Origin of the sequence: Glycocaulis abyssi (genome assembly GCF_041429775.1) — a bacterium.
Lineage (GTDB): Bacteria > Pseudomonadota > Alphaproteobacteria > Caulobacterales > Maricaulaceae > Glycocaulis > Glycocaulis abyssi.
Map to the genome: position 1 here is coordinate 1,735,110 of NZ_CP163421.1, position 25,013 is coordinate 1,760,122.

The following is a 25,013-nucleotide window of genomic DNA, read 5'->3' on the forward strand; positions in this document are numbered from 1 at the left end:
CGGGACTTAAGCGGTGATGGCGCCACGCGCAACAACACTTGATGCTTGACGTAAGGCGGCGCTCTGGCCAGCAACAGGACATGGCAAGGTCCGTCTTGAGCTTTACGCCTGTCCAGATCGCGCTCGGCGCGCTGATGGGCGGGTACATGTCCCTCGTCCAGCACACCACGCGCTGGGAGGTGCGGCGCAGCGAAGCCATGCGCGAGATTGCTGCGCGCGGCGGCGGTGCCATTGGCGCGTTCTGGCATGGACGCCTGCTGATGAGCATTGCGCTCTGGCCGCCACGCACCCAGCCGCCCGCCATTCTGGTTTCGCGCTCTGCCGATGGCGACATTATCGCGCGCGCCGCCGCCCACCACAAAGTGGCCGGCATTCGCGGCTCGACGCGCAAGCGCCGCCGCGATGGCAGTTTCGACGACAAGGGCGCGATGAGCGCCTACCGCGCCATGGTGCGTCATGTGGAAGATGGCGGCGTGATGGCGATTACACCGGACGGTCCCAAAGGCCCGCGCATGCGGGTGACGCCCGGCGCGCTAAGGCTGGCAGAAGCCACGGGCGCGCCCCTGCTGGCTGTCACCTGGTCGATCCGCTGGCGCAAGGTGTTCAACTCCTGGGACCGCTTTGTACTGCCCTTCCCGTTTTCGCGCGGCGTCATCATCTGGAGCGAGCCCTACCAGCTGCCGGATAATCCCACCGCCGAAGACCGCGAAGCGGCCCGTGTCTGGCTGGAGGAGACGCTGATCGCGCTGACGCGTGAGGCGGACCTGGCCTGCGGTGTGGAGCCGGTTGAACCGGCACCGCCAGGAGGGGCGCGCAAAGCATGACCGGCCTGCCTCCTGCCCTTTCCCTCTATCGCCTTGCATCCGGATTGGCCGCGCCGCTGGCCCCTGCCCTGTTGTCGTCGCGCGCGGCCAAAGGCAAGGAAGATGAGAGCCGGATTGGCGAGCGCCTCGGTCACGCCTCCCTGCCCCGGCCCGATGGCAGCCTTGTCTGGATCCATGGCGCCAGCGTTGGCGAAAGCCGTGTCGCGCTTACCCTTGCCGCTGCGCTGATCGAGGCGCGGCCCGGGCTCAACGTGCTGCTGACCTCCGGCACCATCACCTCAGCCGCGCTTGTGGGCCGCGAAGCACCGCCCGGCGTGATCCATCAATACGTGCCGGCCGACACCCCAAAGGCGGCACGGCGCTTCGCCGCGCACTGGAAGCCGGATGTGGCCGCCTTTGTGGAGAGCGAGCTCTGGCCCAATCTCATCCTCGAAACGGCGCGCTCTGGCGCACGTCTGGCGCTGGTCAATGCGCGGATGAACGCGGCGTCCTTGCGGCGCTGGCAGCGCTGGCAGCGCTCGGGCAAGGCACTGGTCAGCCAGTTTGACTGGATCAGCCCGGCAGATGGGCGCACCGCGCGCGGGCTGGGACATTTGCTGGGCCGCAAGCTGTCTGTCGCAGGCAATCTGAAGCTGGAAGTCCTGCCCCCCATGCCATCCAGGGACAAGCTGGATGCTGCACGGACCATAGTGAACGGGCGGCCCATCTGGGTGGCGGCGAGCACGCATGCGGGCGAGGAGGAGATCGTGCTGGATGCCCATCAGCACCTGCTCGCCCGCCATCGTGACGCCCTGCTGATACTGGTGCCGCGCCACCCCGACCGCGCCGATTCCATTGCCACGCTGCTTGACCAGCGCCAGCTCGAATTCGCCCGGCGCTCCCTTCGCGAGGCGCCGCGCCAGGATGTGCCAGTCTGGCTGGCTGACACGCTGGGCGAAATGGCGCTCTGGTTCGAGCTGGCTCCTGCCGCGCTGATTGCAGGCAGTCTCAAACCGGGCATTGGCGGGCATAACCCGATCGAGGCGACAAGGCTGGGCTGCGCGGCGATTTCCGGTCCCTGGCGCGACAGCTTCTCCGACATTTACGACGCCTATGAGGCGCATGGCGCTGTGACAACGGTGCAGGATGCAGGCGGGCTTGCCGAAGCGGTCCGGCACGTATGGGCCGGTGAAGGAGAAGGTGTGGCGGCAGCTCAGATCGCCCTGGAAGCCCTGACGGGCAATGTGCTGGAGACCACTACGCGCAAACTGCTATCCCTTCTCGATACGCGTTCGGAGGCACGCTGATGCGCCCGCCCGCTTTCTGGAATGACAAGGCTGGCCGCTCCTCCGGCGCGGTCACGCGGGCGCTCCTGTCCCCGCTGGGCTGGGCCTATGCGGCCGCGGGTGCCGCGCGCATCGCCCGCACAACGCCCTTCAAGGCGGACGTGCCGGTGATCTGTGTGGGCAATCTTACCCTTGGCGGCACCGGCAAGACTCCCGTCAGCGCGGCCCTGCTGTCCATGCTCGGCGAGATGGGGGCCACACCGTTTGCCCTGTCGCGCGGCTGGGGCGGGCGGCTGAAAGGGCCTGCAAGGGTCGATCCGGCCCGCCACAGCGCCGATGATGTGGGCGATGAGCCGCTTTTGCTGGCGCGCGTGGCGCCTGCGGTCATCTCACCGGACAGGCCCGCCGGTGCGCAGCTGGCGGCCCGTGAAGGTGCCAGCATCATCGTCATGGATGACGGCCACCAGAACCCCACCCTCCACAAGGATTTTTCCTTCGTCGTGGTTGATGGCGAGACAGGCTGGGGGCCGGGGACGATCTTCCCGGCAGGGCCTTTGCGCGAGCCTGTCAGCGCCGGGCTTGCCCGCGCCGACGCGGTGATCGTGATGATGCCCGATAGCGAGACCTTGCCGGACCTTGCAAAGCTGAAGCTCGATACGCTGGACAGGCCGGTTTTCCGCGCCTGGCTTACCGCCACCGGGCCGGTGCCGCAAGGCAAGCTGCTGGCCTTTGCCGGCATTGGCCGGCCGCAGAAATTCTTCGATGGGCTCAAAGCGGCGGGCGGTGACATTGCCGATGCCATCCAGTTTCCCGATCATCACCGCTTTACCGCCAGCGATCTCAAACGCCTTGCCGATCTGGCAGAGAGCTGGGATGCGCGCCTGATTACCACGGGCAAGGATCATGTCCGCCTGCCCGCCGGGTTCCGCGACACGGTGCTGGACTATCCGGTGCAGGCAGTGTTTGCCGACGAGGCGCGGATCAGGGATTGTCTGGACGCGGTTCGCAGCGGGGTAAAGATGCAGCCATGAGTTCGGTTCTCAAACGTGCGGGCTGGCGCGCGGAAGCGGCCCTGTTCGACGGATATGAAGCGTCGATGCGCGCGCTGGGCATGGAGCGGGCCAGCGATACCGGCTCGGCCATTGTCTCGCGGCTGGGACCGCTGATGCGCCAGCACCAGATCGCCCGGCGCAATATGGAACTGGTGTTTCCGCACGCGAACCCCGGCGAGATCGACGCCCTGCTGGGCGCGATGTGGGACAATATTGGCCGCGTGGCCGGGGAGTTGCCGCTGCTGGGCCGCATGGATCTCAGCGGACAGGGCGAGCAGGTCCGCATTGAGGGGCTGGACATATTGCGTGAGCTGCAGCGCCAGCAGCGCCCCATCCTGCTTTTCGGCGGGCATTTCGCCAACTGGGAAGTGCTGGTGGGTACGGTGGCTACGCAAGTGCCCGATTGCTGCCTGGTCTACCGGCATCTGAACAACCCCTATATCGACGCCCGGCTGCGTGGCCGGCGCGCCTCCATGGGCGGGCATGTCTTTGCGCCCAAGGGAGATGCCGGCGCGCGCATCATCCTCAAATCCATGCAGGAAGCCCGGCCTGTGGCGATGATGGTCGATCAGAAGATGAATGACGGGATCGAGGCGCCCTTCTTCGGCATGCCCGCCATGTGTGCATCCGGCGGCGCGCGCATGGCGCTGCGCTATGACGCCGCCATGATCCCGATGTCGATTGCCCGCACGCAGGGACCAAATTTCATCGTGCGCATACACGAGCCGCTCGCTCCGCCCAAAGCCACCGAGCGCAATGCCGCTGTGACCGAAACGATGACGGCAATGAACCGCTTTATCGAGGAACGGATTCTGGCCACGCCGGCCCAGTGGTTCTGGGTGCACCGGCGCTTTGCCAAGGATGTTTACCGCAAGGCGGAGGGCTGAACGTCCAGCGTGGCGAACGGGTCGACATTGCGCCCGTGCCAGCGGATACGCCAGCACAGGTGCGGGCCGGTGGAGCGCCCGGTCGAGCCGACGCGCGCGATGAGCTGGCCCTGCTCGACCACATCACCTTCTTCCACGAGCACTTCGGACAGGTGCAGATAGGCCGAGTTGAAGCCCTGCCCGTGATCGATGAAAATCAGCCCGCCTTCGAAATACATGTCCGTATCGGCCAGCCTGACGATGCCGCCAGCCGGTGCCAGCACAGGCGTGCCGGTCGGCGCGGCGATATCGACGCCATAATGAGGGGTGCGCGGCTCGCCATTATAGATGCGCTGGCCGCCAAACCGGCTGGAGATACGCCCCTCTACCGGCTGGATGAAGCCTGACAGGAACCCGTCCCCCTCCCAGCGCGAGGCGTGGGCCTGGCCTTTGCGCACGCCTTCGGCGCGAATGCGCTCCAGCACCTCCGGCGGCGGGCTGACCATGGCGGGCGGCAGGCCGTCAATGCGCTGGATGGCATACTCGGCCGGTGCCACATCATAGCGCGCGTCGAACACCCATTCGCCATCGACGCGCACGCGCAGGCGCGTCTCGGCGGGCGCATCGCGGTCATGGCCAAGAATGACCCAGCCCTCGTCATTGGCGCGGGTGTCTACCTCATCCAGCCGGACCAGCGCGCCAGGCGCCGTACGGCAGACCAGCACGCCGCCCTGACGATGTTCACCGCTGCACGCAATCGCGGGCTCAGGGCTGGCAACGGACAGAAGGAGCGCCAGAAGTCCGGTCATGTCTGCATTCCCGGCTCTGAGTGGATTTCCAGCCAGCGTTTGGTCGCGGCCTGTGCGTCCTTGAAGGCTTCCTGCAGCTCGGAGCTCCAGTAGCGCAGCTGGTTCAGGGGGATTTTCTCACCCGTGACCGCGCACAGCACATAGGCACCCGGCTCCAGTATCATAAAGTCGGCATCGCCATATTCCAGCTTGGCTTCGCCGGTGAAGTCGCGGTCAAACCGGTTCATGCTCTCTCCCGCACTGTCCTGATGGTCCTGTCTATCACGGGCGCTGCGCTGCATCAAAGTGGGAGACAGCGCCTTGACCGCAGTGCAACATACGCCATCTGTTCAGGACACCTCCTTTCATCCCTTCATCCGTCCGGGATTTCTCCATGACCAATGCTGCCGCCCTGTTCCAGCCCTTCCAGCTGGGCTCGCTCTCCCTTGCCAATCGTATCGTGATGGCCCCGATGACGCGCTCCTTCTCGCCGGGCGGCGTGCCGGGCGATGACGTAGCGGCCTATTATCGCCGCCGGGCAGAAAATGCGGTCGGCCTTATCATCACCGAAGGCACCACGATTGACCGTGCAGGCGCTAGCTTTGATGCCAACGTGCCGAACTTCCATGCCCCGGAATCGCTCGCTGGCTGGAAAAAGGTCGTCGACGCCGTCCACGCCGCAGGCGGCAAGATTGCTCCCCAGCTCTGGCATGTGGGCCTTGCCCGCCGTCCCGGCACCGGCCCCCACCCTGATGCCCCCTCCGACAGCCCGTCGGGCATTCTTCCCAATGGCAAGACCGTTGGCGAGCCGATGAGCGAGGAGGACATTGCCGACACGATCCACGCCTTTGCCAAGGCTGCAAAAGCCGCTGCCAGCATTGGGTTTGATGCGATCGAGCTGCACGGCGCGCATGGCTATCTGATCGACCAGTTCTTCTGGGAAGGGCTCAACCGGCGCTCCGACCGGTTTGGCGGTGATATGAAGGGGCGTCTTACCTTCGCCGAGGAAATCATCCGCGCGGTACGCGCCGAAATGCCCGCCGCCATGCCGCTCATCCTGCGCTATTCGCAGTGGAAGCAGCAGGATTATGGCGCGCGCCTGGCCGAAACGCCGCAAGAGCTGGAAGCCTTCCTCAGCCCGCTCTCCGACGCTGGCGTGGACATTTTCCATGCCTCGACGCGGCGCTTCTGGATTCCCGAATTTGAAGGCTCTGACCTCAATCTGGCGGGCTGGACGAAAAAGCTCACCGGCAAGCCGGTCATTACCGTCGGCTCGGTGGGCCTCAATTCAGATTTCCTCGGCGCCTTCATGGGCGAGGGTTCTCCGGCGGCGTCTCTGGATGGCCTGCTGAAACGCTTTGAGGATGGCGAGTTTGATCTCGTCGCGATTGGCCGGGCGCTGCTGTCCGATCCGCAGTGGGCCGCGAAGGTCCGCGATGGCCGGTTTGACGAACTGGCTGATTTTTCGGCTGAAGCGCTTAAAGAGCTGGTATAGGCATCAAGCCTGACAACAATAAGGGGAGACAAGGCATGAGCCTTCTGGAGCAGTACGCAAGCCGCATCGGCGAAACCGTCACCTCGGACTGGTTTGAGGTGGATCAGGCACGGGTGAACGCCTTTGCCGACGTGACGCTGGATCATCAGTTTATCCATGTGGACCCGGAACGGGCAGCAAAGGAAACGCCGTTCGGCGGACCGATTGCGCACGGCTTTCTGACGCTCTCTCTGCTCTCCCATTTTGCCGAATCCAGCCTGCCGGCCTTTCCTGACAAGGTGATCGGCATCAATTACGGCTTCGACAAGGTGCGCTTCCTCTCCCCGGTCCGGGTGGGCTCGCGCATCCGGGGCAAGTTCACGCTGGCAAAAGCCGAAGAGCGCAAGCCCGGCCAGATCCAGCTGGTGCAAAGCTGCGCGGTGGAGATTGAGGGCTCGCAGACCCCTGCCCTCGCCGCCGAGTGGCTGAGCCTGGTGGTTTACGGCTAGCGCAAACCCTAGCGCAGGAAGGGCAGGAGCGAGACCTGGCTCATGTCGGAGAATACGAGCGCTGAGACCTGAACGGCGGCCTGTGCCTGTGCCAGGCGGGTCGCGGCCTCCGCCATGTCGGCCTCCTCCAGCCCGGCAATCATGCCGGTGAGATAGTCCGAGCGCTGGGCGTTACTGCGCTGTGCGTTTTCCAGACGTGCCTGCATCGAGCCGTTCTTGCCAAGGGCGACGGAAATATTCTCGAACGCCGCGATGACATTGCCGATCTCGGTGGAGAGGAAGTTCTGCTGCGCCTCGGTGACGGTGCCATCGAACGGGCCGTCCGGGCCGTCATTGAAATCGGCAATGCGGGCGAAAATCTCCATCAGCTCTGTCGCCAGATCACTGGCCAGAAACCCGGTCTCGACCGTGGTGTTCTCCTCGATCCGCCCGGTCTGGGCCTTGGCGGAGTTCTGGAACAGATCGGCTATGTCGGCTGCGCCCTGAACCTGCCCGATCGTGTCAGCGGTAAAGGGAAGCGCATCGGTGCGCGTGCCGCCAAAGATGAAAGAGCCGTTGAACTGCGTGTTTATCGCCGCCGTAAAACGGCTGAAGGCCGACTGCACGTCATTCATCAGGAAGGTGCCGTCATTGGTCGTCAGCGCCAGGCGCAAGTCCTGTACGGCGTCCGACATCTCGTTCAGCGCCAGATCCTGCACATCCAGCCGGCTGGCCAGGCGCTTGCTGGCATCGACAAAATTGTCCGAACGGGCCAGCGCGCCGCGCGCGAACAGGATCGTCTCGGCCTGATTGCCATAGCCTTTCAGGTCCGGCGCCTTCATGCCGGTCGAAATCTGCTGGCTGGATTCATACAGTTCGCGCTGCGCGCGCATCAGGTCCATGAGCGCGGACTGGGAGGCGGCCTGTGTTGAAATGCGCATCGCGGTCAAACCTCCTGGCTATTAGCGGCCCATATTCAGCAATACGTCAGTCATTTCCTTGGACGCCTGGATCATCCGCGCGGCAGCGTTATACGCCTGCTGATAGAGGATCATGTTGGCCAGTTCCTCATCCATGTTGACGCCCTCGACATCCATGCGCTTGCGGTCGGCCGCTTCCTTGACCGACAGGGCGGAATCCGCGGCCCTCTCCGCGCGCGCGGCACGCGTGCCGACATCGCCGGCCAGCCGCGCGCCATATTCCTGCAAATTGGCCGTGCCCGCAGCAAACCCGCCCGCCCCGTCAAAGCGGCGTGAGCTGGAAAACGCGTTGTAAAGCGCCTGCCCGCCCCGCCCGTCACCCTCGGTCAGCACCAGATCGCCCGGCACGGTGCCTGCGCCGATATCCAGCTGCGAGAAAGCGATGGCGGAGGAATTGCTGCGCAGATCATTACGCACCGAGAACGCTTCGGAGCGCGACATGCGCGCCGCATCGCCAATGCCAAACAGCTGTGACAGGGCAAGACCTGTATCGCCGCGCGAGCTGGTGTCGCCGACAAGATCGAAATCGTAATTGGCATAGGCCCCCGACGGGGTGAAGTTGAGCGCGCCATCGCCATTGAGCGACCAGGTGCCAAACCCGCCCATGCCGGTGGCCGGATCGTTCAGCGCGTTGACGAAATCGCCAAGGCTCGCCTGATCGGCCGGAATGGTGATCTCGGTGGAGGAGCGCCCGTCCGGTGTGGAGATGCGGAAGGTCATCTCCTGCCCGGCGCCGGTGCCCAGCGGTGTGGCGGCGCCCAGCCCCGTATCGAAGAAGGATGGCCGCGGCGAGGTGATGATGTCATTCAGGCCGAAAAAGTGCGCAAAGCCCCGTCCGCCGCCGAGATCGGACGGGCTGTCCTCGTCCTGCACCGCGGCAAGCCCGGTTCCCGGCGCGGTGGCATTGATAACCAGACGCCCGCCAGAGAAGCTGGCTGTGCCGTCCCCGCCCAGCGCTGCGTTGAGCTGGGTGACAAGATCATCAACGGTGGTTCCGGCATTGCCATTGACCGTGAAACCACCAGCGGTGAATTCCAGGTCAATCCGGTTCACCAGCTCGCCGCCGTCTGTGACAACGGCCAGCGTGGCCTCGCCTGATCCGCTCAGCAGATCAGTGGCGATCAGCCCGGTATTGCGCCCGTTCATGGTGGAAGGCGGCGGATAGGAGACGGAGTTATTGTGCGCGGCGTTGAGCGCATCGGCGGTGCCGGAGGTGAACTCGGCCAGCTGGGCGGCGATGGCCGGCAGCTCGATATCGCGCATATCCATCAGCGCGCGCAGCTCTCCCGACCGGATCGAGCTGGTCAGGTCAACCGTGGCGCCCGAGGACGAGACCACCGCTGTGATGCGCCCGTAATCGGCACCATAAGCGCCCGTTCCGGACGGCACATAGCTTAGTTGCAGCCGGGCATTGTCCAAAAGGGCCGTGCCGTTCTCGGTGCGTACGAAAAGCCGCCCGTCGGGCTGCACCTCTGCGCGGATATCCATCAGGCCGGACAGCTCATCAAGCAGTTCGGCCTGCCGGTTGGTCACGCCGGTGGAATCCGAACCCGACGCGTTGAGCGTCTGGGCCTGTGTGTTGAGCGATTGCAGCTCGGTGAGGATTTCATTGACGCGTTCCACGCCGCTGCCAATGCGCCGGTCGGTTTCATCGCGCAGCGCGCGTACCTCGGCTGACAGACGGGTGGCTTCATCGAAAAAGGATTGCAGGTCAGAGGCCGCCGAAAGACGGGCAACCTTTTCGGCCGGGTCGACCGCCGCCGCGCCGATGGATTCAAATGCCTTCACCAGCCGGCCATAAAGCGATCCGGCATCATTGGTGCCGCCAAACTGGCTCTGCAGCCGGTCGAGAATGGCGGCGCTGGCCGTGGCTTTTGACGCATCGGAACCGGCGCGCAGGGAGGCCGCCTGCAGGAAGACATCGGCCACGCGCGTAATGCCCGCCACCTGGACGCCCATGCCCATCCCGGCCGCCGAGCGGGCGATGAGATCAACCTTGGTGCGCGCATAGCCGGGCGTGTTGACGTTGGCGATATTGTTGGAGACCGAACGCATCCCCAGCTGGCTGGCCTGGATGCCGGACATCGCATTGCCGAGAATTCCGTTCAGCGCCATGACGCGCCTCCCCTGGCGGTTGCGGCACGCTCAAAGGCCCGCAGATAGGCAAAACCCTCCACAGGGCGGCAAGTCCTGCCGGTGGCAGGGAGTGTCACTAATGACCGCTCCGTCCAGGTTTTGATTGCACAAGCCATTGTAATCACGTGCCTTAAACTTCTTCTGCGCCTGATACGCGAAGCTGAGCGGATCAGAAGCCGTCTCTGTAAGGGGCAAAAGCCGGGCCAGAAGCGGGATGAGGCATCATGCGCCGCTGACGGGCGCGCAACCCGGCAAGACTCGGCACGGTGACAGGGGAATTTTTGCCGCCCGGCAGGCACGCACCGGCGCGCTCTCCATATTATCTAATTGCTTTTATTGATATATCTGAAAACCTTTCACTGGCATGAAGCTTGAAAGCCATGGCCTGACCGGCTCCTGCCCCAAGGGCATGAAACGCCGCCCGCCGCAAAATGCGCGCAACATCCTGATCGTCTTGCCGAAGGACTGCCGCGCCCATGCTGCCTGGCTTTGCCATTGCTGACATGCTGTTTGCCAACCCGGCTACGGGCCGCGGCGATGCTGCGCGCGCCTCTGGCGGCGAGGCAGAAGGGGCAGGCGATTTCGAGGCCCTGCTTGCCGGCGAGGCTGGTGACAAGGCCACATCGGCAAAATCATCTGCCAGTCAGTCAGGCGGCCAGGAGCGGACCGCCACCACTCAGGTAAGCGCTGAAATTCGCGGGCAGGGCGCACCCGCGCCGTCACCGGTGCCGGAGCCTGACGCGCCGGAATTGCTGGCGCCGGAACTGCTGCCCGGCGAGGACGACAGCGAAACCGCCACTGATACCGGCGCTGCCGCCATACAGTCTGAAGACAGCGCGGACCCCGATAGCGGCGAAACCATCCCGGCTGACGAATCCGAGCCGTCCGCTTTCCGCCCCGACAGCCTGTTTGACGGACAGCCCCCGGCTGCAGGCGTGCAGACCGACACAGCTGAAGCTGGCCCATCTGAAAACGACAGCTCAGACGATGCCAGCGATGCGGCCGGCAAGGGCGAAGACGCCAAGAGCGCCGGGGCCGAACCGGCTGCCCCTGCGGCTCCAGCTAAAGACGCCGCGCCCCCGCCCGCCAGCAACGAGCAGCGCCAGACCACCGAGCCGCGAACCCCGCAGGCCGAGCCAGGGCCGACCACGGCTCCGCAAGCTACGGCCCAGCCAGCAACAGGCACCTCCGGGCAGGGCGCAGCCCAGCCAGGACCGGACGCCGCCCAGCAGGGCGCGGCTGAACGCCCGGCTCCGCCGCCTGCACCGGCCAGCGACCAGACAGGCGTCACGCGCACGGCAGAAGCCCAGCAGGCTGGCACCGCGCAAGGCGCGCAGCAGGCAAAAACTGACCTTGCCGCCCAGCCCGCAAAAGCTGACGGCGAGGTCTCCAATGCCGCCGCCATCCGGCGTGAGATGGAGCGCGGCGGCACGCGCGGCGGGGGCGATTTCGAGAATGCCCGCGTGATGGCTGAAAAAGCAGAATCCGCCTCGAAAGAGGCACCTGCGCCCCAGCGCACAGCCATGAGCGCGCCTGCGCTCGCACCGGCTGCTGCCAGCACGCCGCAACCGGCCATCCCTGCCGCCCAGTCGATGGCCGCCATGCTGACCGCCCTGCAAACCGGGCTTCCGGCCCAGGAATTGCCGGACCTGCACCAGAGCAGCGAGGGCGGCGAGATCCGCCTTGAAAGCAGCTCTGCGCTGCTGGCCCGCAATGAGAGCGCCAGCGTGGCTGGCACGCGCACTACATCGGCCATGCCGCATTTGCGCATGGCATCGGGTCATGTGGCCGAGCTTGGCCAGATGATCGCCCGGCGCTTTGCCGACGGATCGCGCAGCTTTGATATCCGCCTCGACCCGCCAGATCTCGGCCGGGTGCAAGTGCGCCTGGAGATCGGGGCTGACCGCTCTGTCCAGGCCATGCTGACGGCCGACAAGCCCGAAGCGCTCGCCGAGCTGCAGCGCAATGCGCGCGAGCTGGAAAAGGCGCTGGCCGATGCCGGGCTGGATCTCGGTGAAAACGCGATCAGTTTTGCCCTGAGCGAAGGCGGCGGGGATGAGGAGCGGTCTGCGGACCGCGAAGAGGACACCTCCGCACCCGAGGCCACCAGCAATTTGACCCTTTCAGACAATTCCACCTCCGCGCCGGCAAGCCGTTACGGCTTTCTCATGGCCGGGCGGGCAGGCGTGGATATGAGGATTTGATACGATGACTGAGCTGAACCCCATCGCGCAGGCCCAGCAGGCGGCCGCCGGCGTCAACCAGACGAACACGGCCTCGTCTTCAGAGAGCCTGACGGAGAATTTCGACACCTTCCTGACCCTGCTGACCTCCCAGCTGCAGAACCAGGACCCGCTAAGCCCGATGGAATCGCAGGAATTCGTCTCCCAGCTGGTGCAGTTCTCCTCCGTCGAGCAGCAAATCCAGTCCACACAGGCCATTCAGGCGCTTCTGAACGTTCAGGCCGCGCTCGCCCAGCTCTCCAGCGTCGATTACATCGGCAAGTACGCGCTGGTGGAAACCACTGGCTCGCTGCTCAATGAAGGCCGCGCCGAGTGGACCTACCAGCTGCCGCAGGACGCCACCTCCACCCAGCTTGTCATCACCAATGAGCAAGGCGCGACGGTTGGCACGATCAATGGCCAGACCGGCGCCGGTGACCACCGCCTGGTCTGGGATGGCAAGGACACGGAAGGCAATGACCTGCCTGACGGCGTCTATCATCTTGAAGTTGTCGCCTATGACGCGGACGGCGAGCGCATCGAGGATGTCAGCGTTCTCGTTGGCGGCCGCGTGACCGGCGTGGAGCTGAGCAATGGCCAGGCCATTGTCGAGGTGGGCGGCATGCAGGTGCCGGCCTCGCGCATTGTCCGCCTGCGTGAGGTACCCCCCGACCCGGTTGAACAACCACCCGTGACCGACCCCATCGATGATGAAGAGGACGAGCCTGAAGCCGTCTCCTAACCCGATACCCGACAGGCCGTCCCAGAAAGGCTCCGGCCAGTAACCCCGCAACGCAGAACGTTCCAGAAAACCAAAAATAAGCAGGAGCAAGACAATGAGCCTCAATTCAGCCCTGGCGGCCGGCGCCTCCGGCCTGATCTCCAACTCCTCCGCCCTGGCGGGGATTTCGGACAATATCGCCAACGTGAACACGGTCGGCTACAAGCGCGTGAACACGAATTTCTTCCCCAACTACTCGCTGACCTCCGGGGCGGGCGATGTGCGCTACGCAGCCGGCGGCACCTCGACGCTCTCCAAGCTGGATGTGTCGACCAGCGGGCTTTTGAACCCGGCCAGCTCCTCCACCGCGCTGGCGATTGACGGCAATGGCTTCTTCGTGGTGCGCCCGAACTCCCAGAACGCGACCGGGTTTGATCCGGTCCTGTTTACACGCTCGGGCAATTTCGAGACGGACTCTGCCGGCTTCCTGCGCAATGCGGCGGGCATGTATCTCTATGGCTGGCCGGTGCAGGCCGACGGCACGGTCAATGCCAACCCGTCCAATCTGGACCAGCTTGAAGCCATCAACCTGTCCAATATCGGCGGCGCGGCCGAAGCGACATCCTCGGTGCGCATCAACGCCAATCTGCAGGCCAGCCAGGAAGTGTCTCCGGCTGCTGCCACCTATGATCCCACCGACCCGACGCTGAACATGGCGTCCGGCGCCGTGACGGCCGACTTCCAGCGCACCATCCAGATCTATGACAGCCAGGGGGGGGTGCGCTCGGTTACGCTATCGCTGCTGAAATCGGCCAATGCCAATGAGTGGCATGCCGAGCTGCACATCGACCCGGCGGCCGACATCACCACAGGCGCTGGCCTGAACTCCGGCCAGATCGCCACCGGTGTGCTTGCCTTCAACACCGATGGGCAGATCGATGTGGGCAACACCACCCTGCCGTCCAGCCTCAACTTCCTGGGGTCGGACAATGCCGCGCCGCTGGGTGCCAATGACTTCCAGTGGGCGGCGGCGACCGGTATCGGTGCGCAGGCGATCCAGCTGGATCTGGGCGCGGCCGGCACGCCGGGCGGCATCACCCAGTATGACAGCCCGTCCACGCTCAACTCCACGCGGGTCAATGGTGCGATATTCGGTTCCTTTGCCAGCGTGGACGTGGACACGCAGGGCTTTGTCTCGGCGCGCTTCACCAATGGCGTGGTGCGCCAGATCTACCAGATCCCGGTGGCTACGGTGGCCAACCCGAACGGGCTGGCAACGGCTGGCGGGTCGGCTTTCTACGTAACGCCGGAATCGGGCGCGTTCACGCTGAACCTTCCCGGTGCCGGTGCTTCGGGCCAGATCGCTCCCAAGGCGCTGGAAAACTCCAATGTCGATATCGCGACGGAGTTCTCCAATCTCATCATCACCCAGCGCGCCTATTCGGCATCCTCGCGTATCATCACCACGGCCGATGAGATGATGGCTGAAGCGATCCAGATGAAGCGGTAGAGTTAAGACCACTTCCGGAGGCTGATTATCACCCCGGTGGCTTCCATCGGGGTGAATCATTTCTAAACCGCTGATTTGTAGAAAATTTACCAAAGCGTTTAGGCCGTCGTTAAAACGTCTCACGTATAACGGTCCCATCAAGAGCGCCATCAAGAGCGCCTTTATGGTGGAAGGACCGGGTTGGATGGAACGTCGTATCAAGAAAGAAAACTATGTGATCGGGCCGGATGGCAGCCCGCTCACGGTGGCTGACCTGCCGGCGGCCAACACCAAGCGCTGGGTCATCCGCCGCAAAGCGGAAGTGGTGGCTGCGGTACGCGGCGGGCTTATCAGCCTGGACGAGGCGTGCGAGCGCTATCGCCTGACCGTCGAGGAGTTTCTCGGCTGGCAGCGCGCGATCGAACGTCATGGCCTGGCCGGCCTGCGCACGACCCGCATTCAGGATTACAGGCACTAGATACCTTATCCTCCCCCACATCCGTGGGGTCGGTTCCGCGAAAAGTCGCGGGCGCGCGTTCGCGCTTTTCAGGCCGCTTTGCGGCCTGCAAGGCCAAGGGCCGTCCGAGCCTATGCGAGGAGCGACGCGCGGATGCGCGGAGCATCAATAAAAAACACGCGCGTTCGCGCTTGCGGCGGCCATAGGCCGCCGAAAAGGGCGACTGCCCGCCCGGCCTCGTGGCCGGAACATTGCAGCCCGGATGGGCTGCGCAGCCAAAGATCACGCGCGTTCGCGCTTTTCAGGCCGCTTTGCGGCCTGCAAGGCCAAGGGCCGTCCGAGCCTATGCGAGGAGCGACGCGCGGATGCGCGGAGCATCAATAAAAAACACGCGCGTTCGCGCTTGCGGCGGCCATAGGCCGCCGAAAAGGGCGACTGCCCGCCCGGCCTCGTGGCCGGAACATTGCAGCCCGGATGGGCTGCGCAGCCAAAGATCACGCGCGTTCGCGCTTTTCAGGCCGCTTTGCGGCCTGCAAGGCCAAGGGCCGTCCGCGCCTATGCGCGGAGCATCAGGAAAAAGCTGGGTCTCCCGTTCCCCGTTTTCACGGGGACAGGCGGTGCGGGAGACCCCGGCTGTGTTGGGGTTCCGCAATATTTCCTCGTCATTCCGGCAGCCGCGAAACGCAGAGCCGGAACCCAGCTTTTATTAGCTCCGCAACGCAGCCCCGGCCCGCGCGGCACAGGCCGTCGCGTGCGGGTGTTTGACGCGTTTCACCGGCGCAAGCCGGTGCCCAGCCCTTCTGGACCCCGACTTTCGTCGGGGAAACGCAAAGGATATTCCCTTCCCCCGTTGAAAGCGCCCTGCTGGCAATAGCGGTGCTTTTCCACAGGCATGGGCTGGGATTTGGTAACTCTCGTTAAACACTCGTTTACGCGGGCAGTGGGAAAAACTTGCCTACCAGTCCGGCAAATCGCCGCGCTGGCCAGAGGGGCAAGGCTTTTCACCCGTGAACGCGCTATTTGAACAACTGGCAAAGTTTGGCGTTGGGCGCCTGACGGCCATTCTCGGCCTGACCATCGGGGCGGCTGCCGCACTGGTCATCTTCACGATGAGCATGAATGGCTCACGCGAGGCATTGCTCTATTCGGGCCTGCAGCCGCAGGACGCGGCTGCCGTCAGCGAGCGCCTCGGCCAGGCCAATATCTCCTATACCTTGCGTGAGGGCGGCACGGCCGTGTTTGTCGACCGCCAGCGGGTGGACGAGGCGCGCCTGCGCGTGGCGCAGGGCGGCGCGCTCGGCTTTGGCTCGGTCGGCTATGAAATCTTCGACGAGACCGACGCGCTGGGAACCACCAGCTTTGTGCAGAACATCAATGCCAAGCGGGCGCTGGAAGGCGAGCTGGCGCGCACCATCAACACGATCGGCGTGGTCAGCGGCGCACGCGTGCATCTGGTACTGCCCGAACGGCGCCTGTTTTCCCAGCAGGTGCAGGAGCCGTCAGCCTCCGTCATCCTGACCTTGCGCGGCCAGATCACGCCTGAGCAGATCGCCACCGTTCGCGATCTGGTGGCAACGGCTGTCCCCGGCCTCGGCGCCGGACGCATCACCATTGCCGATGACCGGGGCCGCCTGCTGGCAAGCCCGTCGGAGGATGGTTCTGTTACCAGCGCCGCTCTGGAGGGACGCCGTTCCAGCCTGGAGTCCGAGCTGCGCGACCGTGTGCGCGACGTGGTGGAGGGCATAGTCGGTCCGGGCGCTGCGCGCGTGGTCGTGACCGCTGATCTCAGCCGGGAGAGCGTGACCGAAAGCAGCCAGACCTATGACCCGGACGGTCAGGTGCGTTCGGGGCGCGAAATCAGCGAGGAATTCACCCGCGAGCCCGCAGGGCGCAATACCGGCGCTGTATCGGTGGCGGAAAACCTGCCTGAGGCGGGCGGCGGCGAGGAGGCTGCGGCCGGCCCGATGGCCGAAACGGGCCGCAACTCACGGGTGGAGAACTTCCTCAACTCCTCCACTACCCGCACGCGCGTCGTGGAAGCCGGCGCGATTGAACGCCTGTCGGTCTCTGTCGTTGTCGACGAGGTGATGACGCGCGGCGAGGACGGTTCGCCCGTGTTCACGCCGCGCAGCGAAGAGGAAATTGCCCGCATCCGCCAGCTGGCCGGTGTCGCAGCCGGGTTTAATGCCGAACGCGGAGACGTGATCGAAGTGGCGCAGCTGCGTTTCTCGCGCCCCGATCTGGATCTGGGTACGCCCGCCAGCTCCGGCTTCTCGCTCAATCGCGGCGACATATTGCGCATTGCCGAGATCGCCGTGCTGTTCATCACCGCCCTGCTGATCGTGTTCATGGTCGCGCGCCCGCTCATCAAGGGGGCGATCAGCGGCCCGGCACCGGCACTGGCTGGCGCAGCTTCGGGCGGTGGCGCGCATGCCCTGCCCTCCCAGCCGCACCAGGCCGCCATCGCGCATTCGGGCGACGGCCAGCTGGCCCTGCCGGATTCCGGGGAGTCTGAGGAAACCATCGATATCGCCCACATTGCCGGTCAGGTGAAAAAATCGTCGGTGAAAAAGGTGTCGACGCTTGTCGAGAAGCACCCCGACGAGTCGATGGCGATCCTGCGCACCTGGATGCACGAGAGTTAGACAATGATTGCAGCCGCTGCAAAACGAAAGCTGATCGACGACCCTTCCTCCCTGGAAGGGCCTGAAAAGGCGGCCGTCATCCTGATGGCGCTGGGCGAGGAGCAGGCCGCCCTGTGGGAGATGATGGATGAGGAGGAAATCCGCATCGTCTCCCAGGCCATGGCGTCGCTCGGCAATGTCTCCTCGCAGGCGGTGGAAAAGCTGATCGTCGATTTTGTCGGCTCGATGTCGACAACCGGATCGATTTCCGGCTCGGTGGAGCGCACCCAGCGCCTGCTTTCCAGCTTCCTGCCCGAAGAGCGCGTCGAAGCCATCATGGAAGAGCTGCGCGGCCCGGCCGGGCGCACCATGTGGGACAAGCTGGGCAATGTGAACGAGATGGTTCTGGCCAACTATCTCAAGAACGAATACCCGCAGACTGTCGCGGTAGTCCTGTCCAAGGTGCGCGCCGAGCATGCCGCGCGCGTGCTGTCCGCCCTGCCGGAGGATTTCGCGCTGGAAGTGGTGCAGCGCATGCTGCGCATGGAGCCGGTGCAGCGCGAGATTCTCGACAAGATCGAGCAGACCCTGCGCACCGAATTCATGAGCAATCTGGCGCGCACCTCCAAGCAGGACAGCCACGAAATGATGGCTGACATCTTCAACAATTTCGACCGGCAGACCGAGAACCGCTTCCTGGCCGCGCTTGAAGAACGCAACCGCGACAGCGCGGAGAAAATCCGCTCGCTCATGTTTGTCTTCGAGGATCTGGGCAAGCTGGACCCGCAAGGCATCCAGACGCTGCTGCGCGCCGTCAACAAGGACCAGCTGGCCCTGGCGCTCAAAGGCGCCTCGGACACGCTGCGCGACCTGTTCTTCTCCAACATGTCCGAGCGCGCCGCGAAAATCCTGCGCGAGGACATGCAGACCATGGGGCCGGTACGCCTGAAAGATGTCGATCAGGCCCAGCAGGCCATGGTCAACACCGCCAAGGACCTCGCCGCCAAGGGCGAAATACTCATCGCCGAAGGCGGCGGTGATGATGAGCTGATTTACTAGGAAGGCATGTTTTGAACACGCGCCACACACCTTTCGGCTTTGACCGTGTCTTCGCATCGGATGGCACGGTGCTGCGCGATGGTGAGCGCGTCAAACGCATGCTCACCCTGTCGGAAGCGCAGGAAAAGGCCGACGCCGCCGCCGCCGAGGCGCTCAAAGCGGACAATGCCGAGGCCGCGCGCATCGCCGCCGAGGCGCTGAAAGTCCTGGCCGGGCGGATACAGGCCATTCTGGCGCGCATGGAAGCGGAATCTGAAGCGATGAGAGCGGATGCAGCCCGCCTGGCCGTGGCTGCTGCCCGCCAGATCGCCGGCGCGGCGCTGGCCGCCCATGGCGAGGACACGGTCCTGGAGTGCGCCCGCTCGATCATGGACGATCTCAGGGCTGAGCCGCGCATTGCGGTGCGCGTGACGCCCGATCTGGCCGACACCATCGCCGAACGTCTGCAGGCCGAAGCAGAGCGCCTCGGTCTTGAAGGCGCCGTCATCGTGCGCGCCGACGAGGAAGTGGCCACCGGAGACTGTGTGCTGGAATGGCGCTCAGGCTCCATTGAACGCACCGCAACAGACATTGAAGCGCGCATAGCCGAGCTGGTTGAACGCTGGCTGGCCACGCCGCGCGATGGCGTAAGCGAAACACAAAACTCAGACGAAGCCGAGCCGCTCAAGGAGCTCAACCATGGCTGATACAACCGATCTGGACCTGCCCGATCTCAATAATGGCGGCGGCGAGGCCGCGCCGGAGGAAACGGCCTCCGCTGATCTGCCATCCCAGTCACTGGTCGATGAGGCCATCCGCACCGCCGTTGATCTCGCGCCTGTCTATGACGTGCCGGTCAATATCTCTGCCGTGCTCGGCAAGACTCATATCGATGTGAACTCGCTATTGAAGCTCACCTCCGGCTCGGTGCTGGAGCTGGACCGCAAGGTCGGCGAGGCCATCGATATCTATGTGAATAACCGCCTCGTGGCGCGCGGTGAGGTCGTCGTCGTCGATGACCGGCTGGGCGTGACCATGACCGAAATCATCAAGGACGGGGACTCCGCATGACCTCCGCCACCCCCATCCCCGCTGCAAGGAGAAACTGAGCCATGCGTGTACTCATAGTCGGCTCGCTCGCAGGGCAATCAGGAACCGCCACCAAGATGGCCATGGACCGGGGCGCGAAAGTCTCCCAGGTCGATACGCCAGCCCAGGCAACGGCCTATCTTCGCGCCGGGCGCGGGGCCGATCTGGTGATGGTCGATGTCGGCCTGGACATCGGCGCCTTCATTGCCGCCAACGAGGCGGAGCGCATCACCGTGCCGGTCGTCGCCTGCGGGGTGAATGTGCGTCCCGAAGCCGCCGCTGCGGCCATACGCGCCGGGGCCAAGGAATTCATTCCGCTGCCCGCCGATGCCGAGCTGATGGCCGCCGTGCTGGAAGCGGTCAGTGATGATGAGCGCCCCATGGTGGCGCGCGATAAATCCATGCTGGCGGTCGTCGAACTGGCCAACCGGATTGCGGCGTCCGATGCCTCGGTGCTCATCACCGGGGAGAGCGGCGTCGGCAAGGAGGTGATGGCGCGCTTCCTTCACCGCAAGTCAAAGCGCGCGGCCAAGCCCTTCGTCTCGGTCAATTGCGCGGCCATCCCTGAAAACCTGTTGGAATCGGAACTCTTCGGTCACGAGAAGGGCGCGTTTACCGGCGCTGTGGCGCGCCGGGTCGGCAAGTTTGAAGAGGCTGATGGCGGCACGCTGCTGCTTGACGAAATCTCCGAAATGGATGCCCGCCTGCAGGCCAAGCTCCTGCGCGCCCTGCAGGAGCGCGAGATTGACCGGGTGGGCGGCTCTGGCCCTGTAAAGGTCAATATCCGCGTTATCGCCACCTCCAACCGCGACCTGCAAAAGGCCGTGCGCGACGGTATTTTCCGCGAAGACCTGCTGTTCCGGCTGAATGTGGTGAACCTTGCCATTCCGCCCTTGCGCGAACGCCCGGAGGACGCGCTGGCGCTGGCCGAGCATTTCCTGAAGAAATACGCCGCCGCCAACGGCCTGCCGCACCGCACGCTCAACGAGGCGGCCAGGCTGCAGATCACCACGCGCAGCTGGACGGGGAATGTACGCGAGCTGGAAAACGCCATGCACCGCGCCGTGCTGCTGGCCTCAGGCACCGAGATCGGACCTGATGCCATCCGCGCGCCGGACGGCTCTGCCTTCCATTCCAGCGGCGGGGTGGCCCGGCAGGCGGCTGAAGCGGCCGATGCGGCCCACCACATGGTCGGGCGCACGGTGGCGGAAGTTGAACAGGACCTGATCCTGGACACGCTGGATCATTGCTTTGGCAACCGCACCCATGCCGCCAACATTCTGGGCATCTCGATCCGCACGCTGCGCAACAAGCTCAAACTCTACACCGATCAGGGCATTCACGTGCCCGGACCCGGTGAGAGCCGCGCCGGGGCGGCGTAAGACGAAGGTTGATGTCCTCCCCCGCCTGCGGGGGAGGTGTCAGCGAAGCTGACGGAGGGGGGAGCTTGTTTCGTGCAATCCCCCCCTCGGCCCTCCGGGCCACTCCCCCCGTGAACGGGGGGAGACAGGAATGGAAGAAGGACAGAAACTCCCTTGGCTGACACACCCGCATCCGGCGCCTCTACGGGCCTCGACTGGCAGAAAATCGGCCAGCGTTTTGCGCGTGGTGATGTCGCCATGGCGGTGGGCGTGCTGGCGATCCTCGTCATGCTCATCCTGCCCATGCCGCGCGCGCTGCTGGACATTTCGCTGGCGATCTCGATCTGCTTTTCGGTGCTGATCCTGATGACGGCGCTGTTCATCCGCACGCCGCTGGAATTTACCGCCTTCCCGGCCATTCTGCTGATCGCGACCATGCTGCGATTAGGGCTGAACGTCGCGTCCACGCGCCTCATCCTGTCGGAGGGCCATCAGGGCACGGCGGCTGCCGGTGACATTATCCAGGCTTTTGGCGCCTTTGTGATGCAGGGCAATTTCGTCATCGGCATCATCGTTTTCATCATCCTGGTGATCGTGAACTTCGTGGTCATCACCAAGGGTTCGGGCCGGATCGCCGAGGTCGCCGCGCGCTTCACCCTTGATGCCATGCCCGGCAAGCAGATGGCGATTGACGCCGATCTTTCTGCCGGCCTGATATCCGAGGACGAGGCCCGCACGCGCCGCAAGGAGCTGGAGGACAAGTCCAACTTCTTCGGGGCCATGGACGGTGCCTCAAAGTTCGTGCGTGGCGATGCGGTGGCAGGCATCCTCATCACCTCGATCAACCTGATCGGCGGCATGATTATCGGCGTGGCCCAGTCCGACATGGCGTTTGGCGATGCGGCCTCGACCTATTCCACGCTGACCATCGGCGATGGTCTGGTCTCGCAGATACCCGCCCTGATCGTCTCGCTGGCGGCCGGTCTTCTGGTCTCCAAGGCGGGCGTTGATGGCGAGGCGGACAAGGCTGTGTTCGGCCAACTCGCCGCCAACCCGACCGGCATGGCGATGGTGTCGGCAGCGGCGATTTCCATCGGGCTTCTGCCCGGCATGCCGCTTTTCCCGTTTGCGGCGCTGGCAGCAGCGGCGGGGACCACAGCCTTCATAATGAACCGGCGAAAGATACAGACCGCCGAGCGTGAGGCCACGGCCATCCAGACCGAGGCCGCCGAGGCGCAGCAGCAGACCGAAGCGCCGATCGAGGACTCCCTGCATATCGACGAGCTGAAGATCGAGCTGGGCTATGCGCTCCTGCCGCTCATCAATGATGTCGAGGGGCGCCGCCTGACCGACCAGATCAAGGCGCTGCGCCGCAATCTGGCGCAGGATACCGGCTTCATCCTGCCCAGCGTGCGCATCATCGACAATATGCAGCTGACGGCGGAAGACTATGTGATCCGCATCAAGGAGATGGAGGCAGGCGCAGGCCAGCTGAAAATGCGCCATCTGCTGGTCATGGACCCGTCCGGCCAGCAGGTCTCCATGCCCGGCGCCCATGTGAAGGAACCGGCCTTCGGCCTGCCCGCCACCTGGATCGAGGAAGAGGGCCGCGAGGAAGCCACTTTCCGCGGCTATACCATTGTCGATCCGGCGGCGGTGCTCGTCACGCACCTGACCGAATTGCTGCGCGAGCACCTGGCCGATCTGCTCTCCTACTCCGAAGTGGAGAAGCTGATCGACGGCCTGTCCAAGGAGCACAAGAAGCTGGTCGACGACATTACGCCGTCCCAGATCACCCGCGCAGGCATTCAGCGTGTGCTGCAGAACCTGCTGCGCGAGCGTGTCTCGATCCGCGATCTGGCGGGGATTATCGAGGGTATCGCAGAAGCCTCCGGCGCGACGCAGAACCTTGATGCGATCACCGAGCATGTACGCACGCGCCTGGCCCGCCAGCTCTGCTTTGCCAATCGCGGCCCGGATGGCGCGCTGCCTGTGCTGAGCCTCTCCCCGCAATGGGAGCAGGCATTTGCCGAGGCGATGATCGGCGATGGCGAACGCCGCCAGCTCGCCCTTGCCCCGACGCGCCTGCGTGATTTCGTGGCCGCTGTGCGCGATGCGTTCGACCGGGCGGGCGCATCAGGCGATGTGCCGGTATTGCTGACCAGCCCCGCCATCCGCCCCTATGTGCGCTCGCTGACCGAGCGCTTCCGCCCGTCTACAGTGGTAATGAGCCAGAACGAGATTCACCCCAGCGCGCGGCTGAAAACCGTCGGCGCGGTCTAGAAAGGCAGCATCATGCGCCTTCGCACCTTCACTGCCGCATCGATCAGCGAGGCCATGGCGCAGGTGCGCCGGGAGCTGGGGCCGGACGCCATCATCGTCGCCACGCAGGAACGCGCCGATGGCGGGGTGAGCATACGCGCGGCCGCCGAGGAAGGTGCGGTGCAGCCCTCCAAGGACTCGCCAAAGCTCGCCGCCAAGCGCCGCGAGGCCGAGCGCACGCGCGGGCGCGGCGATAATGCAGACGGGCTGACCCGTATCGCCCGCGCGCTCGCCTGGCATGATGTGCCCGACAGCGCCGCCGAGGCCATCATGGACGCGGCGATCAGCCTGGAAGATGCCGAGCCGACCGCCACCCTCGCCCATGCGCTGGATGCGCGCTACGCGGTGCATCCGGTCGAGATCATGCCCGCACGGCCCATCCTCTTTGCCGGTGCGCCGGGCGCTGGCAAATCCTCCGTCATGGCGCGCCTTGCCGCGCGCGCGGTCTCGCAAGGAATGACCCCGCTACTGGTCTCTTGCGATCAGCGCGCAGGCGCAGCCGCCCAGATGCAGACCTATGCCAAGGCGCTGCAGCTTGATTTCGAGGCCGCGCCCGGCGCACGCGAGCTGGATCTGGTTCTGGACGGTGCCAATGGCCGCCCGGTCTTCATCGATACCGGCGGGGTGAACCCGTTCGAGCTGGATGCGCTGGAAAGCCTCACTTATCTCGCCGCCACCGCCGATGCCGAGATCATCGCGGTCATGGAAGCGGGCCAGATACCCGCCGACGCCGAAGACGCCGCCGCGCTTTTCACCTCCATCGGGGCGGCGCGCGTGATCTTCACCCGGCTCGATATTGCACGGCGCATGGGCGCGCTGCTGGCGGCCGGAGAGGCGGGGCTTTCCTACGCCCATATCGCCGCCTCGCCCTTTATCGGGTCGGGCCTGGCCCCCGCGACGCCCTTGCGGCTGGCGCGCGCGCTGCTTGAAGACCCGCATGACGATTCTGGCGAAGACGGGCCTGAGGAGGCCGCACCATGAAGCAGTATTTCAGCACCAGCGCAGACGACCAGCCGCGTAAAGCCGGCTCGCTTCTGGCCATAGCCTCCGGCAAGGGCGGGGTCGGCAAGACGGTCGTCGCAGGCGCGCTCGCCAGCGCCTTTGCCGCCCGCCAGGAACGCACCCTGCTGGTCGATGGTGATCTGGGCATGGCCAATATCGATGTGCAGCTGGGCCTGGATCCGCGCGGGGATCTCTCCGGCGTCATGTCCGGTCAGATTTCGCTGGCCGAGGCCGTCTCCTGCGTCGCGGGTGGAGCCGACATGACCGGCGGGTTTGACGTCATCGCCGGGCGTTCCGGCTCAGCCGCGCTGGCGGGGCTCGACAGTGCAGGCGCGGCGCGCCTTGCCGCGGGAATTGCGGCGGCCTCCATGACCTATGACCGCACGCTGATCGATCTGGCCGCCGGGGCCGACCGCGCGACGATCCGCCTTGCGGCGGCAGCAGATGACGTGGTGCTGGTCATGTCCGATGAGCCGACCTCGCTCACCGATGCCTATGCGTTTGTGAAGCTCCTGCGGCTGAGGGATGAGGGGGCGGCCCCCTTCATCATCATCAATAATGCGCCCGACAAGGCGAGCGCGGAGATGGCCTATGCCTCGTTCGCGCGCACCTGCGAGAGCTTCCTCGGCTTCCGCCCGCCGCTGGCCGGCATTATCCGCCGGGACAGCAATGTGCCCAAAGCCATCCGCGCGCAGACGGCGCTCAAAACCCTCGCCCCCGGCACGCCTGCCATTCAGGATATTGAGGCCATTGCCGGACTTCTTGCTGCGGGGGCCGAGAGCGCTTACGCTTGAGCTTTCCGGTGGGGGCCGGTT

The 25,013-nt window shown here is 65.0% G+C and carries 22 protein-coding genes; 18 read left to right on the forward strand and 4 right to left on the reverse strand.

Annotation, left to right across the window (positions count from 1 at the left end):
• The first annotated feature begins 80 nt into the window (after window positions 1-80).
• The 4 genes from AB6B38_RS08515 to AB6B38_RS08530 are packed head-to-tail and all read left to right on the forward strand — an operon-like array spanning window position 81 to window position 4,028.
• Window positions 81-824: a lysophospholipid acyltransferase family protein gene (locus AB6B38_RS08515; RefSeq protein WP_371392429.1), complete on the forward strand. Its 744-nt coding sequence runs from the start codon at window positions 81-83 to the stop codon at window positions 822-824.
• Window positions 821-2,110 (forward strand): 3-deoxy-D-manno-octulosonic acid transferase, encoded by a 1,290-nt coding sequence (locus tag AB6B38_RS08520; RefSeq protein ID WP_371392430.1) that lies wholly within the window; start codon window positions 821-823, stop codon window positions 2,108-2,110. The genes AB6B38_RS08515 and AB6B38_RS08520 overlap by 4 nt, the downstream gene beginning before the upstream one ends.
• A complete protein-coding gene (lpxK, locus tag AB6B38_RS08525) occupies window positions 2,110-3,120 on the forward strand; it encodes a tetraacyldisaccharide 4'-kinase (RefSeq protein ID WP_371392431.1) in 1,011 nt (336 codons plus the stop codon). Before AB6B38_RS08520 ends, lpxK begins: the two co-directional genes overlap by 1 nt.
• Entirely contained in the window at window positions 3,117-4,028 is a 912-nt protein-coding gene (locus AB6B38_RS08530) for a lysophospholipid acyltransferase family protein (RefSeq protein WP_371392432.1), read from the forward strand. The genes lpxK and AB6B38_RS08530 overlap by 4 nt, the downstream gene beginning before the upstream one ends.
• Here the strand turns inward: AB6B38_RS08530 and AB6B38_RS08535 are convergent.
• Together AB6B38_RS08535 and AB6B38_RS08540 are read right to left on the reverse strand one after the other, a co-directional pair.
• Window positions 4,007-4,816 (reverse strand): M23 family metallopeptidase, encoded by an 810-nt coding sequence (locus tag AB6B38_RS08535; protein WP_371392433.1) that lies wholly within the window; start codon window positions 4,814-4,816, stop codon window positions 4,007-4,009. The genes AB6B38_RS08530 and AB6B38_RS08535 overlap by 22 nt on opposite strands.
• Entirely contained in the window at window positions 4,813-5,043 is a 231-nt protein-coding gene (locus tag AB6B38_RS08540; RefSeq protein WP_371392434.1) for a DUF2093 domain-containing protein, read from the reverse strand. Before AB6B38_RS08540 ends, AB6B38_RS08535 begins: the two co-directional genes overlap by 4 nt.
• A 146-nt stretch (window positions 5,044-5,189) precedes the next feature.
• Here AB6B38_RS08540 and AB6B38_RS08545 point away from each other — a divergent pair, with 146 nt between their 5' ends.
• Entirely contained in the window at window positions 5,190-6,290 is a 1,101-nt protein-coding gene (locus AB6B38_RS08545; protein ID WP_371392435.1) for an NADH:flavin oxidoreductase, read from the forward strand.
• Between the two features lie 35 nt (window positions 6,291-6,325).
• Window positions 6,326-6,778 carry a MaoC family dehydratase gene (locus AB6B38_RS08550; RefSeq protein WP_371392436.1) on the forward strand — a complete coding sequence of 151 codons (453 nt, stop codon included), beginning with the start codon at window positions 6,326-6,328 and terminating at the stop codon, window positions 6,776-6,778.
• 8 nt (window positions 6,779-6,786) lie between these two features.
• Here the strand turns inward: AB6B38_RS08550 and AB6B38_RS08555 are convergent, their stop codons facing one another.
• Both AB6B38_RS08555 and flgK read right to left on the reverse strand, forming a co-directional pair.
• Window positions 6,787-7,698 carry a flagellin gene (locus tag AB6B38_RS08555; RefSeq protein ID WP_371392437.1) on the reverse strand — a complete coding sequence of 304 codons (912 nt, stop codon included), beginning with the start codon at window positions 7,696-7,698 and terminating at the stop codon, window positions 6,787-6,789.
• A 21-nt stretch (window positions 7,699-7,719) separates the two neighbouring features.
• Window positions 7,720-9,852, reverse strand: a complete 2,133-nt coding sequence (flgK, locus tag AB6B38_RS08560) for a flagellar hook-associated protein FlgK (protein WP_371392438.1) — start codon at window positions 9,850-9,852, stop codon at window positions 7,720-7,722.
• Between the two features lie 497 nt (window positions 9,853-10,349).
• Between flgK and AB6B38_RS08565 the strand changes: the two genes are divergently transcribed.
• The 12 genes from AB6B38_RS08565 to AB6B38_RS08620 all read left to right on the forward strand — a co-directional run bounded on the left by AB6B38_RS08565 (window position 10,350) and on the right by AB6B38_RS08620 (window position 24,992).
• The gene (locus AB6B38_RS08565) at window positions 10,350-12,077 is read left to right on the forward strand and encodes a flagellar hook-length control protein FliK (protein ID WP_371392439.1); all 1,728 of its coding nucleotides are present in this window, start codon (window positions 10,350-10,352) and stop codon (window positions 12,075-12,077) included.
• A gap of 4 nt (window positions 12,078-12,081) precedes the next feature.
• Window positions 12,082-12,837 carry a flagellar hook assembly protein FlgD gene (locus AB6B38_RS08570; protein WP_371392440.1) on the forward strand — a complete coding sequence of 252 codons (756 nt, stop codon included), beginning with the start codon at window positions 12,082-12,084 and terminating at the stop codon, window positions 12,835-12,837.
• Between the two features lie 94 nt (window positions 12,838-12,931).
• Entirely contained in the window at window positions 12,932-14,326 is a 1,395-nt protein-coding gene (locus AB6B38_RS08575; protein ID WP_371392441.1) for a flagellar hook protein FlgE, read from the forward strand.
• A gap of 184 nt (window positions 14,327-14,510) precedes the next feature.
• Complete coding sequence (locus AB6B38_RS08580) at window positions 14,511-14,783, forward strand: DUF1153 domain-containing protein (RefSeq protein ID WP_371392442.1); 273 nt, start codon at window positions 14,511-14,513, stop codon at window positions 14,781-14,783.
• Between the two features lie 986 nt (window positions 14,784-15,769).
• On the forward strand, window positions 15,770-17,407 hold the full coding sequence (fliF, locus tag AB6B38_RS08585) for a flagellar basal-body MS-ring/collar protein FliF (protein ID WP_371392443.1): 1,638 nt from the start codon (window positions 15,770-15,772) through the stop codon (window positions 17,405-17,407).
• Between the two features lie 3 nt (window positions 17,408-17,410).
• On the forward strand, window positions 17,411-18,445 hold the full coding sequence (gene fliG / locus AB6B38_RS08590; protein WP_371392444.1) for a flagellar motor switch protein FliG: 1,035 nt from the start codon (window positions 17,411-17,413) through the stop codon (window positions 18,443-18,445).
• An 11-nt stretch (window positions 18,446-18,456) separates the two neighbouring features.
• Complete coding sequence (locus AB6B38_RS08595; protein ID WP_371392445.1) at window positions 18,457-19,131, forward strand: FliH/SctL family protein; 675 nt, start codon at window positions 18,457-18,459, stop codon at window positions 19,129-19,131.
• Window positions 19,124-19,495, forward strand: a complete 372-nt coding sequence (fliN, locus tag AB6B38_RS08600) for a flagellar motor switch protein FliN (RefSeq protein WP_371392446.1) — start codon at window positions 19,124-19,126, stop codon at window positions 19,493-19,495. Before AB6B38_RS08595 ends, fliN begins: the two co-directional genes overlap by 8 nt.
• Window positions 19,496-19,536: 41 nt before the next feature.
• Window positions 19,537-20,895: a sigma-54-dependent transcriptional regulator gene (locus AB6B38_RS08605; protein ID WP_371392447.1), complete on the forward strand. Its 1,359-nt coding sequence runs from the start codon at window positions 19,537-19,539 to the stop codon at window positions 20,893-20,895.
• Between the two features lie 153 nt (window positions 20,896-21,048).
• Entirely contained in the window at window positions 21,049-23,157 is a 2,109-nt protein-coding gene (gene flhA / locus AB6B38_RS08610; RefSeq protein ID WP_371392448.1) for a flagellar biosynthesis protein FlhA, read from the forward strand.
• A gap of 12 nt (window positions 23,158-23,169) precedes the next feature.
• Window positions 23,170-24,177 carry a flagellar biosynthesis-like protein (FlhF) gene (locus tag AB6B38_RS08615; protein WP_371392449.1) on the forward strand — a complete coding sequence of 336 codons (1,008 nt, stop codon included), beginning with the start codon at window positions 23,170-23,172 and terminating at the stop codon, window positions 24,175-24,177.
• Window positions 24,174-24,992 carry an AAA family ATPase gene (locus tag AB6B38_RS08620; RefSeq protein WP_371392450.1) on the forward strand — a complete coding sequence of 273 codons (819 nt, stop codon included), beginning with the start codon at window positions 24,174-24,176 and terminating at the stop codon, window positions 24,990-24,992. The genes AB6B38_RS08615 and AB6B38_RS08620 overlap by 4 nt, the downstream gene beginning before the upstream one ends.
• The last annotated feature ends 21 nt before the right edge of the window (window positions 24,993-25,013 follow it).

Excerpts from the sequence above, each read along its gene's own strand:
- AB6B38_RS08515 (WP_371392429.1), top strand. The coding sequence starts at position 81 with ATGGCAAGGTCCGTCTTGAGCTTTACGCCTGTCCAGATCGCGCTCGGC.
- AB6B38_RS08520 (WP_371392430.1), top strand. The coding sequence starts at position 821 with ATGACCGGCCTGCCTCCTGCCCTTTCCCTCTATCGCCTTGCATCCGGA.
- lpxK (WP_371392431.1), top strand. The coding sequence starts at position 2,110 with ATGCGCCCGCCCGCTTTCTGGAATGACAAGGCTGGCCGCTCCTCCGGC.
- AB6B38_RS08530 (WP_371392432.1), top strand. The coding sequence starts at position 3,117 with ATGAGTTCGGTTCTCAAACGTGCGGGCTGGCGCGCGGAAGCGGCCCTG.
- AB6B38_RS08535 (WP_371392433.1), bottom strand. The coding sequence starts at position 4,816 with ATGACCGGACTTCTGGCGCTCCTTCTGTCCGTTGCCAGCCCTGAGCCC.
- AB6B38_RS08540 (WP_371392434.1), bottom strand. The coding sequence starts at position 5,043 with ATGAACCGGTTTGACCGCGACTTCACCGGCGAAGCCAAGCTGGAATAT.
- AB6B38_RS08545 (WP_371392435.1), top strand. The coding sequence starts at position 5,190 with ATGACCAATGCTGCCGCCCTGTTCCAGCCCTTCCAGCTGGGCTCGCTC.
- AB6B38_RS08550 (WP_371392436.1), top strand. The coding sequence starts at position 6,326 with ATGAGCCTTCTGGAGCAGTACGCAAGCCGCATCGGCGAAACCGTCACC.
- AB6B38_RS08555 (WP_371392437.1), bottom strand. The coding sequence starts at position 7,698 with ATGCGCATTTCAACACAGGCCGCCTCCCAGTCCGCGCTCATGGACCTG.
- flgK (WP_371392438.1), bottom strand. The coding sequence starts at position 9,852 with ATGGCGCTGAACGGAATTCTCGGCAATGCGATGTCCGGCATCCAGGCC.
- AB6B38_RS08565 (WP_371392439.1), top strand. The coding sequence starts at position 10,350 with ATGCTGCCTGGCTTTGCCATTGCTGACATGCTGTTTGCCAACCCGGCT.
- AB6B38_RS08570 (WP_371392440.1), top strand. The coding sequence starts at position 12,082 with ATGACTGAGCTGAACCCCATCGCGCAGGCCCAGCAGGCGGCCGCCGGC.
- AB6B38_RS08575 (WP_371392441.1), top strand. The coding sequence starts at position 12,932 with ATGAGCCTCAATTCAGCCCTGGCGGCCGGCGCCTCCGGCCTGATCTCC.
- AB6B38_RS08580 (WP_371392442.1), top strand. The coding sequence starts at position 14,511 with ATGGAACGTCGTATCAAGAAAGAAAACTATGTGATCGGGCCGGATGGC.
- fliG (WP_371392444.1), top strand. The coding sequence starts at position 17,411 with ATGATTGCAGCCGCTGCAAAACGAAAGCTGATCGACGACCCTTCCTCC.
- fliN (WP_371392446.1), top strand. The coding sequence starts at position 19,124 with ATGGCTGATACAACCGATCTGGACCTGCCCGATCTCAATAATGGCGGC.
- AB6B38_RS08605 (WP_371392447.1), top strand. The coding sequence starts at position 19,537 with ATGCGTGTACTCATAGTCGGCTCGCTCGCAGGGCAATCAGGAACCGCC.
- AB6B38_RS08615 (WP_371392449.1), top strand. The coding sequence starts at position 23,170 with ATGCGCCTTCGCACCTTCACTGCCGCATCGATCAGCGAGGCCATGGCG.
- AB6B38_RS08620 (WP_371392450.1), top strand. The coding sequence starts at position 24,174 with ATGAAGCAGTATTTCAGCACCAGCGCAGACGACCAGCCGCGTAAAGCC.